Annotated in this window: 14 protein-coding genes; 10 read left to right on the top strand and 4 right to left on the bottom strand. The window is 68.3% G+C overall.

Annotated elements, in window-relative coordinates; translation table 11 throughout:
* Nucleotides 1-191 precede the first annotated feature (191 nt).
* Nucleotides 192-1,220: a substrate-binding domain-containing protein gene (locus LGN19_RS02655; RefSeq protein ID WP_226213146.1), complete on the bottom strand. Its 1,029-nt coding sequence runs from the start codon at nt 1,218-1,220 to the stop codon at nt 192-194.
* Nucleotides 1,221-1,392: 172 nt separating this feature from the next.
* Between LGN19_RS02655 and LGN19_RS02650 the strand changes: the two genes are divergently transcribed.
* Together LGN19_RS02650 and LGN19_RS02645 are read left to right on the top strand one after the other, a co-directional pair.
* Entirely contained in the window at nt 1,393-2,970 is a 1,578-nt protein-coding gene (locus tag LGN19_RS02650) for a glycoside hydrolase family 68 protein (protein ID WP_226213145.1), read from the top strand.
* 175 nt (nt 2,971-3,145) lie between these two features.
* Entirely contained in the window at nt 3,146-4,792 is a 1,647-nt protein-coding gene (locus tag LGN19_RS02645) for a glycoside hydrolase family 32 protein (protein ID WP_226213144.1), read from the top strand.
* A gap of 98 nt (nt 4,793-4,890) precedes the next feature.
* Here LGN19_RS02645 and LGN19_RS02640 read toward each other — a convergent pair whose 3' ends face one another.
* Nucleotides 4,891-5,640, bottom strand: a complete 750-nt coding sequence (locus LGN19_RS02640; protein WP_226213143.1) for an SDR family oxidoreductase — start codon at nt 5,638-5,640, stop codon at nt 4,891-4,893.
* A gap of 156 nt (nt 5,641-5,796) precedes the next feature.
* Nucleotides 5,797-6,714 carry a LysR family transcriptional regulator gene (locus LGN19_RS02635; RefSeq protein WP_122946918.1) on the bottom strand — a complete coding sequence of 306 codons (918 nt, stop codon included), beginning with the start codon at nt 6,712-6,714 and terminating at the stop codon, nt 5,797-5,799.
* A 264-nt stretch (nt 6,715-6,978) separates the two neighbouring features.
* On the opposite strand from LGN19_RS02635, the gene LGN19_RS02630 reads away from it, so the two are divergent.
* The 3 genes from LGN19_RS02630 to LGN19_RS02620 all read left to right on the top strand — a co-directional run bounded on the left by LGN19_RS02630 (nt 6,979) and on the right by LGN19_RS02620 (nt 9,431).
* Nucleotides 6,979-8,463 carry a PLP-dependent aminotransferase family protein gene (locus tag LGN19_RS02630; protein WP_226213142.1) on the top strand — a complete coding sequence of 495 codons (1,485 nt, stop codon included), beginning with the start codon at nt 6,979-6,981 and terminating at the stop codon, nt 8,461-8,463.
* Nucleotides 8,464-8,557: 94 nt separating this feature from the next.
* The gene (locus LGN19_RS02625) at nt 8,558-8,995 is read left to right on the top strand and encodes a carboxymuconolactone decarboxylase family protein (RefSeq protein WP_006479143.1); all 438 of its coding nucleotides are present in this window, start codon (nt 8,558-8,560) and stop codon (nt 8,993-8,995) included.
* Nucleotides 8,996-9,005: 10 nt separating this feature from the next.
* A complete protein-coding gene (locus LGN19_RS02620; protein ID WP_175222030.1) occupies nt 9,006-9,431 on the top strand; it encodes a cupin domain-containing protein in 426 nt (141 codons plus the stop codon).
* A 70-nt stretch (nt 9,432-9,501) separates the two neighbouring features.
* On the opposite strand, the gene LGN19_RS02615 is transcribed toward LGN19_RS02620, so the two are convergent.
* Nucleotides 9,502-10,218, bottom strand: coding sequence for a hypothetical protein (locus LGN19_RS02615; RefSeq protein ID WP_226213141.1), 717 nt, complete (start codon nt 10,216-10,218; stop codon nt 9,502-9,504).
* Nucleotides 10,219-10,511: 293 nt separating this feature from the next.
* Between LGN19_RS02615 and LGN19_RS02610 the strand changes: the two genes are divergently transcribed.
* The 5 genes from LGN19_RS02610 (at nt 10,512) to LGN19_RS02590 (ending at nt 15,566) form a co-directional block, all read left to right on the top strand.
* A complete protein-coding gene (locus LGN19_RS02610; protein ID WP_226213140.1) occupies nt 10,512-11,582 on the top strand; it encodes a helix-turn-helix domain-containing protein in 1,071 nt (356 codons plus the stop codon).
* Nucleotides 11,583-11,774: 192 nt separating this feature from the next.
* Complete coding sequence (locus LGN19_RS02605; protein WP_226213139.1) at nt 11,775-12,482, top strand: TetR/AcrR family transcriptional regulator; 708 nt, start codon at nt 11,775-11,777, stop codon at nt 12,480-12,482.
* On the top strand, nt 12,479-13,459 hold the full coding sequence (locus LGN19_RS02600) for an HlyD family secretion protein (protein WP_226213138.1): 981 nt from the start codon (nt 12,479-12,481) through the stop codon (nt 13,457-13,459). Before LGN19_RS02605 ends, LGN19_RS02600 begins: the two co-directional genes overlap by 4 nt.
* Entirely contained in the window at nt 13,456-14,415 is a 960-nt protein-coding gene (locus LGN19_RS02595) for an ABC transporter ATP-binding protein (RefSeq protein ID WP_226213137.1), read from the top strand. The genes LGN19_RS02600 and LGN19_RS02595 overlap by 4 nt, the downstream gene beginning before the upstream one ends.
* Entirely contained in the window at nt 14,412-15,566 is a 1,155-nt protein-coding gene (locus LGN19_RS02590) for an ABC transporter permease (RefSeq protein WP_089453073.1), read from the top strand. The genes LGN19_RS02595 and LGN19_RS02590 overlap by 4 nt, the downstream gene beginning before the upstream one ends.
* Nucleotides 15,567-15,569: the final 3 nt, after the last annotated feature.

Below are 15,569 nucleotides of genomic sequence, written 5' to 3'. Positions count from 1 at the left end.
AAATGGCATTTTCGCGTCTTTTTTGCCAGTGCCACGGACGTCGCCGCATTCATGAGGACGGATGATAGCCCCGGATTAGACCGGTCGTCTAGTAAACGGACATTCGCCCCTGCCGTCGTCATGGCCTTTTCGGAGGAGCGCACTCCGCAAGTGGTTGCGGTCGCTCGCGTCCCTCCCCTGCACCGCGCCGGCTAGCCGCGCAACGGACCGTCCGTGTCTCCTGCCTCGATTGCCGGCGCCTCGAGCCGATGCTCGCGCACGCCGTCACCCAGCAGCCGCAGCATCAGTTCCGCCAGTGCGCGCCCCGACGCGTGACCGGTCGGTTGCACGACCGCCGTCACGCGACAAGGATGCGCGATGTCCGGCGGCACGCCGTCGTAGACGATCAGCGACATGTCCTCGCCCAGCCGCAGCCCGCTATCCACGAGCGCCCGAAACGCGCCGCCGCCCGCGATATTGTTGTCGACCAGCAGCGCCGTCGGCCGCTCGGTGCGCGCGAGCAGCGCCCGCACGGCCTGCAACCCGCCGTCGTGCGTAAACGGGCACTCGACCAGCCACGCCGGATCCGGCTCGATGCCGGCTTCGCGCAGTGCCGACAGATAGCCTGCACGACGCTGCGCGGCGAAATTCAGTGCCAGCGGCGCGCTGATCATCGCGATGCGCCGATGCCCGAACGCCGTCAGCCGGCGCACCGCGTCCCGCGCGCCGGCCTCGTTGTCGAAATCGAACCACGCATACGGCTCGGCGACCTGGGTCCGGCCGTAGGCCACGTACGGAAATGCGCTCGCTTGCAGGTACGCGATGCGCGGATCGTCGACCAGCGTGCGCGCGACGATCAGGCCATCGACGAGTTTGCCGTCGACAATGCGCCGATAGGTGTCCAGTTCCGCGTTCGGCCGCGCCGACGCGATGATGAAATCCAGATTGCGTTCCGCGAGCCGCTCGGTGATGCCCGCGACGACCTCGCCGAAACGCGGATCGCCGAGATCGCCCGCGCCGAACGGATAGACGATCCCGATCACGTCCGCGCGCCCGGTCGCGAGCCGGCGCGCGGTCGGATCCGCCACATAGCCCATTTCCCGGGCAGCCCGCGCCACGCGTTCGCGCGTCGCCTCGCTGACGTCGTCGTAACCGTTCAGCGCGCGGCTGACCGTCGTCCGCGACAGCCCGAGCGCGTCCGATAGCGCCTTCAGATTCACCTTCACCGTCGTTCCTCGCATTCCCTATGCCGCACGGCATACCAATGGGCGGCAATTGTTTCCGTTCGGTAGCGATTACCGTCAAATAATTATCTTTTGACGTCCAAACCGGTTTGAAATAGCATCCAAACCGGTTTGGACATCGATGCCCACTCAGCCGTTCACTTTCACTTTCCCTGGAAACGACGACGAGATGACATATTTTTCCTTTTTCCGCCGGACGGCGGTCCAACGCGTGTTCCTCGCTGGCGGCGCACTCGCCGCCTTCGCGTCCGTCGCGCATGCGCAGTCCGCCGGCACGGGCGCGCCCCTGCCCACGCCCCATACGCAGCAGGCCTACGATCCCGAAGGCAACTTCACGATGCGCTGGACCCGCGCTGACATCCGCCAGATCGTCGCGCAGTCGCACACCGCCGGCGCCGACAAGAACTCGCTGCCGCAAGCGCTGACGATGCCGGACATCCCGCAGGATTTCCCGCTGATCAACTCGAACGTGTGGGTATGGGACACGTGGCCCCTGGCCGACCTGCGCGCGAACCAGCTCAGCTACAAGGGCTGGGAGGTGATCTTCTCGCTCACCGCCGATCCGCACGCCGGTTATACGTTCGACGACCGTCACGTCCATGCGCGCATCGGCTTCTTCTACCGCCGCGCGGGCATCCCCGCATCGCAGCGCCCGGCGAACGGCGGCTGGACCTGGGGTGGCCACCTGTTCCCCGACGGCGCCAGCGTCAAGGTGTTCGGCACCGCGCCGATGACCAACAACGCAGAATGGTCGGGCTCGGCGCGCCTCACGAACGGCGACAACGTCAGCCTCTACTACACCGCGACGTCGTTCAACCGCTCGGCGCCCGGCGGCGCCGACATCACGCCGCCGCAGGCAATCATCACGCGCGCCGACGGCCACATCCACGCGGACGACAAGCACGTGTGGTTCAGCGGCTTCGACGATCACAAGGCGCTGCTGCAGCCGGACGGCAACTACTACCAGACCGGCCAGCAGAACACCTACTTCTCGTTCCGCGATCCGTTCGTGTTCACCGATCCCGCGCACCCGGGCAAGACCTACATGGTCTTCGAGGGCAACACGGGCGGCCCGCGCGGCGCTCGCACCTGCACCGAAGCCGACCTCGGCTACGCGCCGAACGATCCGTACAAGGAAGATCTCAACGCGGTGATGAATTCGGGCGCAGTGTATCAAAAGGCCAACGTCGGCCTGGCGATCGCGACGAACCCGCAATTGACCGAGTGGAAGTTCCTGCCGCCGATCCTGTCGGCGAACTGCGTCGACGACCAGACCGAGCGCCCGCAGATCTACCTGAAGGACGGCAAGTACTACCTGTTCACGATCAGCCACCGCACGACGATGGCGGCCGGCGTCGACGGCCCGGACGGCGTGTACGGCTTCGTCGGCAACGGCATCCGCAGCGACTTCCTGCCGCTGAACAGCGGCAGCGGTCTCGTGCTCGGCAACCCGACCGACTTCTCCGCACCGGCCGGCGCACCGTATTCGCAGGACCCGAACCAGAACCCGCGCGAATTCCAGTCGTATTCGCACTACGTGATGCCGGGCGGGCTCGTCGAGTCGTTCATCGATGCGATCGGGCCGCGCCGCGGCGGCACGCTCGCGCCGACGGTGAAGGTCAACATCAACGGCACGTCGACGGCGGTCGATCGAGCCTATGGACGCGGTGGGCTCGGCGGCTACGGCGACATTCCGGCGAACCTGCCCGCGACCGGTGCCGGTCACAACGGCGGCAACGGCCAGTGAAATCAGGATAACCAACAATAACGAACGCTGGTAAAGGCACGGGGTTACGGAGGCGCGTATCGCGCGTGTCGCGTGCGCGCCTCCCCTTTTTTCCCTCCATCCATTGCGCACACCGCCATTGAAAGCGGCATGCGCCCTCCTTTCCCGCTTTGCACGGCGGAGCACGGGACCCCGCATGATATCGACGTCATTTCGCTTTTCTGTCCGGATCGCCCGGATGCTGCTCGCCTGCATGGCCTGCGCGGCCTGTACCCGGGTCGCCGCCACACCTTGCAATGCGCCGGCCGACAACGGCACGCCGCAATGGCGCCCCGCGGTCCACTACACACCCGCGCGCAACTGGATGAACGACCCGAACGGGCTCGTCTACGACAACGGCCGCTATCACCTGTTCTATCAATACAATCCGCTCGGCCGCGACTGGGGCAACATGTCGTGGGGCCACGCGACGAGCACCGATCTCGTCCACTGGCGCGAGCATCCGGTCGCGATGCGCGCGAACGCGACGGAGGAAATCTTCTCCGGCTCGATCGTCGCCGACCGCCTCAATACGTCCGGCCTGGGCAAGCCGGGCCACCCGCCGCTCGTCGCGCTTTATACGAGCGTGTACAAGGCGGGCTCCGGTCACGCGCCGGGCATCCAGGCGCAGTCGCTCGCGTACAGCCTCGATCACGGCACGACCTGGCAGCCGTACGCACACAATCCGGTGCTGACGCTCGATCCGGAATCGAAGCAATTTCGCGACCCGAAAGTGACGTGGTATGCGCCGGGCGGCTACTGGCTGATGACGACGGTCGTCGCCGACGCGCACGTCGTGAAGCTCTATCGCTCGGACGACCTGATCCACTGGACATTCCTGAGCGACTTCATGCGGCCAGGCGTGCCGCACGACGGCACGCTGTGGGAAATGCCCGACCTCGTACCGCTGCCGCTCGACGGCGACCCGGCGCGAATCCGGTGGGTCATGATCGTCAATGTCAACCCGTGGTCGATCGCCGGCGGCTCCGGCGCCATGTACTTCGTCGGCAACTTCGACGGTCGCACGTTTACGCCGGATCGCATTGCGCCCGCCGGCTCCGATCCCGCGCAATTCCGCTGGGTCGACCATGGCGCGGACTTCTACGCAGCCGGCACCTTCTCGGGCGCACCCGGCACACGGCCGGTAGCCATCGCGTGGATGAGCAACTGGGATTACGCGGCGAAAGTGCCGACCGCGCCGTGGCGTGGCGCGACGACCCTGCCGCGCGAACTGTCGCTGAAAACGATCGACGGCGAACCGGCGCTCGTCGTCGCACCGGCCGCCGCGTTCGATGCATGGGCGGACGGCCGTCCCGCCGTCCATGAAGGCGACCTCACGGTCGATTCCACGACACGCGCGCTGTCGGCCACGACGCGCGGCGTCGTCCAGCGCATCACGGTCACGATCGCGCCGCAGCACGCGGCACAGGCGGGCCTGATCGTCCGGCGCTCGGCGGATGGCTCGGTCGGCACGCGGATCGTGTACGACACGGAGAAGCGCACGCTGACGCTCGACCGGTCGCAGTCCGGCGAAACCAATTTCGCCGACACGTTCAGCCGCGAGCACATCGTGAACCTCCCGCTCGAGCATGGGCAGTTGCGGCTCGAGATCGTCGTCGATCGCGGCTCGGTCGAAGTGTTCGCGAACGGCGGCCGCGTGGCGCTCACCGACCTGATCTTCCCGCCGCTCGACGCGGACCGCATCGCCGTGTTTGCCGAGCAAGGCCGCGCGACGTTCTCCGGGCTCACGGTGACGCAGCTCGAAGCCGGTGGTGACAGGCCTGGTGCCTGTACGGCGCGGTGATGGATGCGATGTGAGGACGCCATCCGTCCGACAAGTGGCGGGGACTGCCCGCCCGGCGTCATGCCGGCCGGCTGCAATCCCCGCCGTGGCCTCATCGCTCAGAGCAAGCCCATCCCGCCCGACGCGATGATCTCCGCGCCGACGATGAACGCGGATTCCGGCGCGCTGAGGTGCAACACCGTCGACGCGATCTCGTCCGGGGTGCCGAACCGGCCGACCGGCACGAGGCCCTTGATCTTGTCGGCCGTTGCGTCGAGCGTGGCCGCATCGAACCCGAGCTTGCCGTAGAGCGGCGTCTGCACGGGCCCGGGGCTCACGACGTTCACGCGCACGCCGTTCGGCAGCAGTTCCGCCGACAGCGTCTTCGCGAACGAATTGACGGCCGCCTTGCTAGCCGCGTACACCGACGAGCCGGGCATCCCGATGTGCGCGTTGATCGAGCCGTTGATCACGATCGACGCACCGCGGTTCAGCAGCGGCACCAGCGACTGGATCTGGAAATACGCGCCCTTCACGTTGGTGTTGAACACGAGATCCCACATGGCCTCGTCGCTGTCGGCGAACGGCGCGAGTTTCGCCACGCCCGCGTTGATGAACACGGCGTCGAGCCGTGCCCCCGCCGATGCGATCGCATCGGCCAGCGCGCGGGCCGACGCGACGCTGCCGGCCTCGTTGCGGATCGCGAGCGCGCCTGCGCCGAGCGTTTGCCGCGCGGCCTCGAGCGTCTGCGCATCGCGCCCGGTGATGATGACGCGCGCGCCTTCTGCCGCGAATGCGTTGGCGGCCGCGAGGCCGATGCCGCTGTTACCGCCCGTGACGAGGACCGTCTTTCCTTCGAAGCGTTGCATGATGTTCTCCTGTGAACCGGTGAGTTGACCGTGAACACAGGATGCGCGCGGCGCCCGGCCTTGCCGTACGACGGGTGCGGCGAACATGTGCGAAATCGTCGAACGTGTTTGGGCGGGCGGGTTCGATTGACCCGCTCCGCTCCGTTCCGCGCCGCGTCAGCCGGCCACGTCGATGCCGTCGAGCAGGCGCTGCGCGAGCCTCGGTTCGCGCAATTGCTCGAGCCACCATTGCAGCGCGCGGCCGTCCCGGTCGCCGTGCCACGCGACATACAGCAGGTTCGGCTCGCGCGGATCGGCCGTCTGTTTTTCCACGAGTTCGCCGCGCGCGAGCAACGACGCGACGCGCCTGCGCGGCACCCAGCCGACGCCGAGCCCGTCGCGCTGTGCAAGGATCTTCGCGCGCATCGACGGCACCGCGAGCACGGCTTGGCCGCCGAGCAGGCCATACGCGCGGCCCGCCGCACGCCGCGACGAATCGGCGACGACGACCGCGCGGTGCGCGCCGATCGCGTCCCGCGTCAGCGCACCGCTCGCGGCGGCCAGCGGATGGCGCGGCGACACCGCGAACACCCATTCCATCGCGCCCAGCTCGAACCACTTGAAGCCGGGGATCGCCGGTGGCTCGTTGGTCGCGCCGACCACCAGGTCCGCGCGCCCGTCGCGCAGCGCTTCCCAGGTGCCGCCGAGCACTTCGTGCGTGAAACGCAACGACACGCCCGAGTCGAGCGCATCGAACGCGCGGACGACCGGCAGCAGCGTGTCGAACTCCAGCACCTCGTCGCTGACGATCCACAGCCGGTCTTCCCAGCCGCTCGCGACCTGCCGCACGCGCTGCGTCAGCCGCGCGACGTCCAGTGCCAGCCGTGCCGCCTCGTCGGTCAGCAACTGTCCGGCCGGCGTGAGCTGCAGCCGGTAGCCACGCCGGTCGAACAGCAGCGCGTCGAAGCGCGTTTCGAGCTGGCGCGCCGCGTGCGACACCGTCGACGGCGCCTTGCCGAGCCGCGCCGCCGCGCGCGACAGGCTGCCGGTGGCACGGATCGCGTCGAGCAGCGCAAGTTCGTCTTCGGACAGCATGGGCTCGCTCCGGTGTGGGGTTTCGTGGATCGTAAGGCAGCGGCCAGCCGAGGTCCAATCCGGCGATGCGGTCAGCGGATGCCAGTCGCCAGGATGCCGCGCCCGGTCGGTTCGGCCGGACGCCCCCGCTTCCTCGCCTCATGGCGACCGGTGCAGGCATCCCGCCAAGCCACCACGCAATCAAGCAGCCCGCACCATGCCGCTGCGATCGACTTCCGGTATGCTGGCCGACACAAAATCACGGCAATCGAGGTAACCACCGCGATGGACATCGCCATCCGCATCGAAGGCCGTCACGACCTGACGGGGCAAATCTTCCGGCAACTGCGCACCGCGATCGTCGACGGGCGGCTCGCCGGCGGCGCGCGGTTGCCGTCGACGCGCGACCTCGCGAAACAGCTCGGCGTCTCGCGCAAGACGACGCTCGACGCGTTCGAGCGTCTCGTCGCCGAGGGCTACCTGAATACGCGCGCGGGCGACGGCACGTTCGTCGCCGACGGCCTCGCGCGCGTGCCGCACGCCGCGGCGATGTCGGCGCCGTCGCTCGTCGAGGAAGCACCGCGCGTCGACGCGGTCGATGCCCGCACGCTGTGGGACGATCTGCCCGACGCGCTCTCGATGCCCATGCCGCAGGATTCGCCCGGCTTCGACTTCCGCGGCGGCGTGACCGACAAGGCGCTGTTCCCGTTCGACGCGTGGCGGCGCTGCCTGCATCACGCATTGCGCCAGCAGATGCGCGGCCCAGCCCAGTACCACGACCCGGCCGGCGATCCGCAGTTGCGCGGCGCGATCGCGCGCTATGTCGCGTTCAGCCGCGCGGTTGCGTGCGGCTGGGACGACGTGCTCGTCACGCAAGGCGCGCAACAGGCGCTCGACCTGATCGCCCGTGTCGTCGTGCGGCCCGGCGATGTGGTCGCAGTCGAGGATCCCGGCTATCCACCCGCGCGCGCCGCGTTCGCGTCGCTCGGCGCGACGGTGATCGGCGTGCCGGTCGACGCGCACGGCCTCGTCACCGAACGGCTGCCCGACGACGCGCGCCTCGTCTACGTCACACCTTCGCATCAGTTCCCGCTCGGGATGCCGATGACGCTGGACCGCCGCGTCGCGCTGCTCGAATGGGCGCAGCGCCGCCGCGCAGTGATCATCGAGGACGATTACGACGGCGAATTCCGCTTCGAGGGCCGGCCGGTTGAATCGCTGAAGAGCCTCGACCGCACGGGCCTCGTCGCGTATGTCGGCACATTCTCGAAGACGATCTTTCCCGAACTACGGATCGGCTACGCGATTCCGCCGCGTGCACTGCGCGGCGCGCTGGCCAAGGCGAAGCAGATCGTCGACTGGCATACCTGCACGCTGACGCAGGCGGCGCTCGCGCGCTTCATGCTCGAAGGCGATTTCGCGCGGCACCTGAAGCGCGTGCAGAAGCACTACGATGCGCGCCGCAAGATGCTGATCGCGCATCTGCGCGGCGAACTCGCGCCGTGGTTCGACGCGATCGTGCCGACTGCCGGCATCCACCTCGCCGCCTACCTGAAGCCGGGGCTCGACGAAGCGGCGCTGGTCCGCGGGGCCCGCGCGCAGGACATCGGCCTGTACGGCATCTCGGCGTTCCACGTCGGCGTGCCGGTCCGTGCGGGGCTGCTGTTCGGCTATGGCGGGATCGACGCACTGCGCATCGACACGGCGCTCGCGAAGCTGGCCGGCCTGCTGGGTTCGGGCAGCCTCGGCAACCCGCCACTGGTTACCTGAATTTACCGGAAATTGGCCATTCAAGCAGGCCAGCATGCGCCTTAAAGTGGGTCCTGTCGCGCCACCGTGCGCTCCCACCGAACAAGGACCTGCCATGCAACCGCGCCTGAACTTCTATGCCGCCAGCCCGAATGCGATCAAGGTGATGCGCAACGCCGAGGAATTCCTCGCGAAGAGCTCGATCGAGAAGCCGCTCGCCGAACTCGTCCGACTGCGCGCGTCGCAGATCAACGGCTGCGCGTTCTGCGTCGACATGCACACGACCGACGCGCGCAAGGGCGGCGAAACCGACCGCCGCCTGGCCACCGTCGTCACGTGGCGCGAAACGCCGTTCTTCACCGAACGCGAACGCGCGGCGCTCGAATGGACCGAGGCGCTGACGCTGGTCGCCAGCAACCACGTGCCCGACGCCGTCTGGGAAGCCGTGAAGCCGCACTTCACCGACGAGGAACTGTTCGACCTGTCGATGCTGATCGCGACGATCAACTCGTGGAACCGCTTCGCGATCGCGTTCCGCAAGATGCCCGAGTAAGGAGACGACGATGACTCACGCTACGCTCCTCCGTCGCGCCGCCCTGTGCGCATCGCTCGCGGCCGGCGCCGCGCTGCTGCCGGCCGTCGCCCGCGCGCACGACGCCGGCGACAACGTGCACACGATCATGCAGCAGGCCGTGCCCGAGGCGCCCGGCAAGCTTGCGGTCGTCGCGACCGTCGACTATGCGCCCGGACAGGCTTCCGAGGCGCACAAACACCTCGGCTCGGTATTCGCTGTCGTGTCGAAAGGCGAAGTGCTGTCGCAGGTGAACGGCGGGCCGCTGCATCGCTACCGTGCCGGCGAAGGCTGGTACGAGGCGCCCGGCTCCCGCCACCAGGTGTCGCGCAACGCAAGCGCGACCGAGCCCGCACAGCTTGTCGTGTTCGGGCTGACCGGCGAACACGCGCCGCTGACGTCGCCGATCGATCAGTAACGTCGCGGGCGGCGGCACGCCGAACGGCCCGTGAATCGGGCTGTCGGCGCGGCCCGCGCGCGGGCCGGCCTCAATACACCCGGCCACCGACCGTGGCCGATTCCAGTTCCCGCGTTACGGTGTCGATCCCGCCAACGGCCGCGACCGTTTTGACCACGCCGACACCGGGTGCCCGCCATTCGTCGGCGACGGTCGTCACCCGGCCGTCCGAATCGGCCGCGACCTGCGTGATCCGGTAATGGCATGCGCCGGCGAACGTCTTGCCGTTCCGTAGGCGAACGGTGTCGCGCCCGACATAGGCACGCCGAATCGAAACGGCCGTTTGCTGGCCGTCGGCCGGAACGGTGACCGTATCGCGATATAGCGCCGATTCGTTTCCTTCGAGGCTGATCGCCTCCGCATAGGGCGGCGCATAAATGTCACGCAGCATCAATTTGCCGGCGATGGTCTGATCCTCGCCGTAATACGTGCGCACGCCATGACCGACGCGATAGTAGCGATGCGTTTGCACGATCGAATCGGCCGCGGCTTCGGTTTCCCGTGTCAGCGACATGCCTTGGAACGTGGCCGGCAAATACGTCCGCGTCACGACGCCGTCGTCGGCAATCGGGCTGTGCGCCGACGCGCGCACATACACATGCAGGCGGACGGTATCGCCGTCCCGATAAAGCGGATCGCATTCGGATTTTGATACATCGACCCCGTTCGCGCGGCTGCCCGTCGAATCCGGCGCCGGCCTGTCCGATCCCCCGCACGCGGGCAGGAGCAGACTGGCCAGCGCCGCCATCGACACCCCGGCCCATCTTTTTTTCGTCATGGCTGCCCCGGATACCGCCTTGCAAACAGCAGCCGGTTCCCGACTGTTTTCACGCACGGCCCTCGGTACTGCTTTTCATGTTTGTTTGTCGTGGTTCAAGCGTGTTGCGGGCCGATGATATGATGGCCCGCGCGACGACAGGTGTCTGTGCGTCTCTATTTGTTGCCTTTCCGTTCGACCTGCCGGCATCGCGTTTTTCGCGTTCCGTTTTCCTGTTTCCGGGAATCAACGAAACGGCGTCTTCCCTACCCGAAGGGCAAGCCATGAACAGCCCGTCCGTGCTGGACACCTATCGCGTTTCCACGCTCGGTGCGCCGCCCGCCGAGCGGTTCGACGCATGGGCGGCCGCCAGCGGCAGCTGGTCGTTCGCCGCCCCCGACGACCGGTCGGTGCCGTTCGACTGCCAGTTCGACGCGACGCGCGTCGGGCCGTACACGATGGGCCGGCGCACCTGGCTGAATCCCGACCGCAACGTCGCATACGGGATGGCGCGCACCGCGCGGCAGATCCGCGCCGACGGGCTGGATCACTACTACCTGCTGCTGCATCTCGGCGGCAGCATCACCTGGCAATTCGGCAAAAGGACGGTCGATACGCGCCCGGGCGGCCTGTACCTGATCGACACGGCGCATGCGTTCGACTGCATCGTCAGAACCGGCGACACGGTCATCGTGACCCTGCCGCGAGACCTGTTCCATCCGGATACCGCGAAGCTGCACGGCTGGGCGATGGCGCCGGCGATGGGCGGCATCCTCGCCGACTACCTGCTCGCGTTCCACGACAACCTGGCGGGCTTGTCCGCCGCGCAGGTGCCTTATCTGACGCAGGCGACGACGAACCTGCTGCACGCGTGCGTGCAACCCTGCCCCGACACGCTGATGCAGGCCGGCACGGAGATCGACGCCGCGCTGCGCGAGCGCGCGCGAAGCTACATCGAGCAGCACCTGACCGACCCCGGCCTGTGTCCGGACGCGATCTGCAAGGCGATCGGCGTTTCGCGCCCGAAGCTGTACCGGCTGTTCCAGCCGGACGGCGGCGTGATGAAGCTCGTGCAGCGCACCCGGCTCGTGCGTATCCGGAACAGGCTCGCGGACCCGACCCGCCCGCGAACCCGCATCGCGGATCTTGCATGGCGCTACGGATTCGCCAGCGACAAGCACTTCAGCCGGTCGTTCAAGGCCGAATTCGGGCACAGCCCGCGTGAAACGATCGAGCAGCCCCCTCGGCATTCCGACGAAGCGTCGTTGGGCGCGGTGGCAGCCGCACCGCGCCGCGGGCCGGCGGACGCGACGTTCAGCGACTGGATCGTCAAGGGCAACCGGCGCGCGGCCTGAGCGCGCGACACCCGCGTTCGCGCGCGGCGCTTCTTCTGTAGCCGCTTCCTTCATTCGAACGCCGCGTGGCGGTGCACGACCGTCGCGACACCACGCCCGCACGCGCCGCGATTCGAGCCGCACCTGATCCTGGTCAAGCGCAGCGAAAACCCTTCCTTGAAATTAACTAACTCATCAATTAGCGTCGATTTCATGAACGCGAAATCCACCGTCGCCAGGCCGCGCGGGCGCCGCCCGTCGGTCGACGATTTCGACCTGCGCGACCACATGCTCGACGTCGCGATGCAGTTGTTCGCCGAGCGCGGCATCGCCGCGACGACCGTCGCGCAGATCGCCACCGCCGCCGGCGTCACGTCGGCGATGGTTCACTACTACTTCACGAATCGCGAGCAGTTGCTCGACGCGATCGTCGAGGAACGGCTCGCGCAGGCCATCGCGTTCGTGTGGCGGCCGACCGACCCGCAGATCGAAAACGATCCGTTCGCGCTCGTCGCCGAACTCGTCGACCGCTTCTTCGACGTCACGCGCCGCATGCCGTGGCTGCCGTCGATCTGGCTGCGCGAGATCATCCATGAAGGCGGGCTGCTGCGCGAGCGGATGGTCCGGCGCATTCCGCTCGAACATGTCGGGCGCTTCGCCGAACGCATCCGCTGCGCGCAGCAGGCCGGTACGCTTAACCCCGCGCTCGAACCCGCGTTCCTGTTTCATTCGATCATCGCGCTGGTGATGCTGCCGCTCGCGACCGCGAAACTGTGGCAAAGCGCGCGCGGCGGCCTGCCGCCGATCGACCGCGACGTGCTGCACCGCCACGTCCGCGCGCTGCTCGGTTCGGGCATGCAGCCGCCGGCCGCCGCACCTCGCACGCGGGCCCGCTCGCCGTCGCCGCGGAGGCCGTCATGAACGCGCCCCGCGCGCTGCCGCTCGCGCTGGCCGCCGCCGTCATCGCCGTCGCTGTCGCGTTGCTCGCCGGTTGCGGACGGTCGGCCGGCAACGGCACGACCTACCAGGGCTACGTCGAAGGCGAATTCGTGTACCTGTCGTCGTCGCAATCGGGCACGCTGACGCAGTTGTCGGTCGCGCGCGGCCAGACCCTCACCGCCGGCACGCCGGCATTCTCGCTCGAAGCCGTCAGCGAAACGGCCGCGCTGCTGCAGGCGCAGCACCAGCTCGCGGCCGCCCGCGCGCAGCTTGCCGACCTGCAGACCGGCAAGCGCCCGCCGGAAATCGCGGTCACGCAAGCGCAGCTTGCACAGGCCGCCGCGCAGGCCGCGCGAGCCGCCGCGCAACTCGCGCGCGACGAAAGCCAGTACGCGGCTGGCGGCCTGTCGAAGCAGCAGCTCGACGATTCGCGCACGTCCGCGCAAACCACTGCCGCGCAGATGCGCGAACTGCAGAAGCAAGTCGACGTCGCGCGCCTGCCCGGCCGCGCGCAGCAGGTCGCCGCGCAGGCCGCGCAGGTCGACGCCGCGCAGGCGGCAGTCGCCGAGGCGCAATGGAAACTCGATCAGAAGCGCGTCGCCGCGCCCGCCGCCGGGCGTGTGTACGACACGCTGTATCGCGTCGGCGAATGGGTGCAAGCCGGCAATCCGGTCGTGCAGATGCTGCCGCCGCAAAACCTGAAGGTGCGCTTCTTCGTGCCGGAGGCCCGCATCGCATCGCTCGCGCCGGGGCGCACGGTCGCGATCCACTGCGACGGCTGTGCAGCCGATGTGCCCGCGCGCATCACCTACGTGTCGAACGAGGCCGAGTACACGCCGCCCGTGATCTACAGCAACGAGAGCCGAACCAAGCTCGTGTTCATGATCGAGGCGCGCCCCGCCGTCGCCAACGCGCCGAAACTGCACCCGGGCCAGCCGGTCGCCGTGAGGGTGCCATGAACGCGCCGCCGGCACCGTACGCGATCGACGTCGATCGCCTGAACAAGCATTTCGGCGACAAGCATGTCGTGAAGGACGTGACGCTGCGCGTCGCGCGCGGCGAGATCTTCGGCTTTCTCGGGCCGAACGGCAGCGGCAAGACCACGTCGATCCGGATGATGTGCGGGCTGCTCACGCCCGACTCGGGCAGCGGCACCTGTCTCGGCTACGACATCGTGCGCGACAGCGCGCAGATCAAGCGGCGCGTCGGCTACATGACGCAGCGCTTCTCGTACTGGGAAGACCTGTCGATCCGCGAGAACCTCGACTTCGTCGCGCGCGTGTACGGGATGCGCGACCGCAAGGCGGCCGTCGCGCGCGCGCTCGACTCGCTCGGCCTCGCGAGCCGCGCCGACCAGCTCACGGGCGCGCTGTCGGGCGGCTGGAAGCAGCGCCTCGCGCTGGCCGCGTGCATGCTGCACGAGCCGGCGCTGCTGCTGCTCGACGAGCCCACGGCCGGCGTCGACCCGGCGGCGCGCCGCGATTTCTGGGAAGAACTGCACCGGCTGGCCGCGCAGGGAATCTCGGTGCTCGTCAGCACGCACTACATGGACGAAGCCGAGCGCTGCCACAAGCTTGCGTACATCGCGTACGGCGAGTTGCTCGCGCAGGGCACGTCGGCGGAGATCGTCGCGTCGCAGGGGCTCGCGACCCGTGCGATCACCGGCGCGCATCTGAGCGAACTGTCTGCCCAGCTGCGCACGATGCCGGGCGTCGACCAGACGGTCGTGTTCGGCTCGGCGCTGCACGTGAGCGGCCGCGATCCCGCCCGGCTCGACGCGACGCTCGCGCAGGTCGCCGCGCAGGCCGGCGGGCCCGCCGCGCTGCAGGTCGCGCCGATCGACACCGGGCTCGAGGACGTCTTCATCTTCATGATGGGCCGCGCATCCGGGCCGCCCGGCGGAGCGTCGTCATGAACGCGTGGGCGCGTCTGCGCGACGCATTCTCGGTCGCCCGCTGGTGGAGCATCGTGCTGAAGGAATTCCTGCAGCTGCGGCGCGACCGCGTGACGTTCGCGATGATCGTAGGCGTACCGATCATCCAGCTCACGCTGTTCGGCTTCGCGATCAACACCGATCCGAAGCACCTGCCCACGGCGGTGATCGTCGCCGATGCGAGCCCGTTCGCGCGCAGCTTCGTCGCCGCGATGCGCAATTCCGCGTACTTCGACATCGTCGAGACGCTGCCCGACGAGGCGGCCGGCCGGCATGCGCTCGCCCGCGGCGACGTGCAGTTCGTGCTGAACGTGCCGGCCGATTTCTCGCGGCGGCTGCTGCGCGGCGAGCGTCCGTCGCTGCTCGTCGAGGCGGACGCGACCGATCCCGTCGCGACCGCATCGGCGATCGGCGCGCTGCCGGGCCTCGTGCAACCCGTCGCGGACAAGGACCTGACGGGCCCGCTCGCCTACCTGAACGGGCGCCCGGCCGCGTTCGACGTCGTGCTGCACCGGCTGTACAACCCCGAGGGCATCACGCAGTACAACGTCGTGCCCGGCCTGATGGGCGTGATCCTGACGATGACGATGGTGATGATGACGGGCCTCGCGATCACGCGCGAACGCGAGCGCGGCACGATGGAGAACCTGCTCGCGACGCCCGTGCGGCCGCTCGAGGTGATGACGGGCAAGATCGTCCCGTACGTGCTGATCGGGCTGATCCAGGTATCGATCATCGTCGCCGCGGCGCGCTTCGTGTTCGACGTGCCGTTCGTCGGCGGCGTGTTCGCGATCTACCTGTCCGCGCTGCTGTTCATCGCCGCGAACCTGACGGTCGGCATCACGCTGTCGTCGCTCGCGCAGAACCAGTTGCAGGCCATGCAGCTCGCGGTGTTCTACTTCCTGCCGAACATCCTGCTGTCGGGCTTCATGTTCCCGTTCGCCGGGATGCCGAAGTGGGCACAGTTCATCGGCAACCTGCTGCCGCTCACCTACTTCAACCGCCTGGTACGCGGCATCCTGCTGAAAGGCAACGGCTGGAGCGACCTGTGGCCGTCCGTGTGGCCGGTCGCGCTGTTCACCGTCGTCGTGATGGGCGTCGCGCTGCGTTTCTACCGGCGTACGCTCGACTAGGTG

Source organism: Burkholderia sp. AU30198, assembly GCF_020419825.1.
Taxonomy (GTDB): Bacteria; Pseudomonadota; Gammaproteobacteria; order Burkholderiales; family Burkholderiaceae; genus Burkholderia.
Note: the sequence above shows the minus strand (reverse complement) of the source record. Positions and strands in the feature narration are given on the sequence as shown.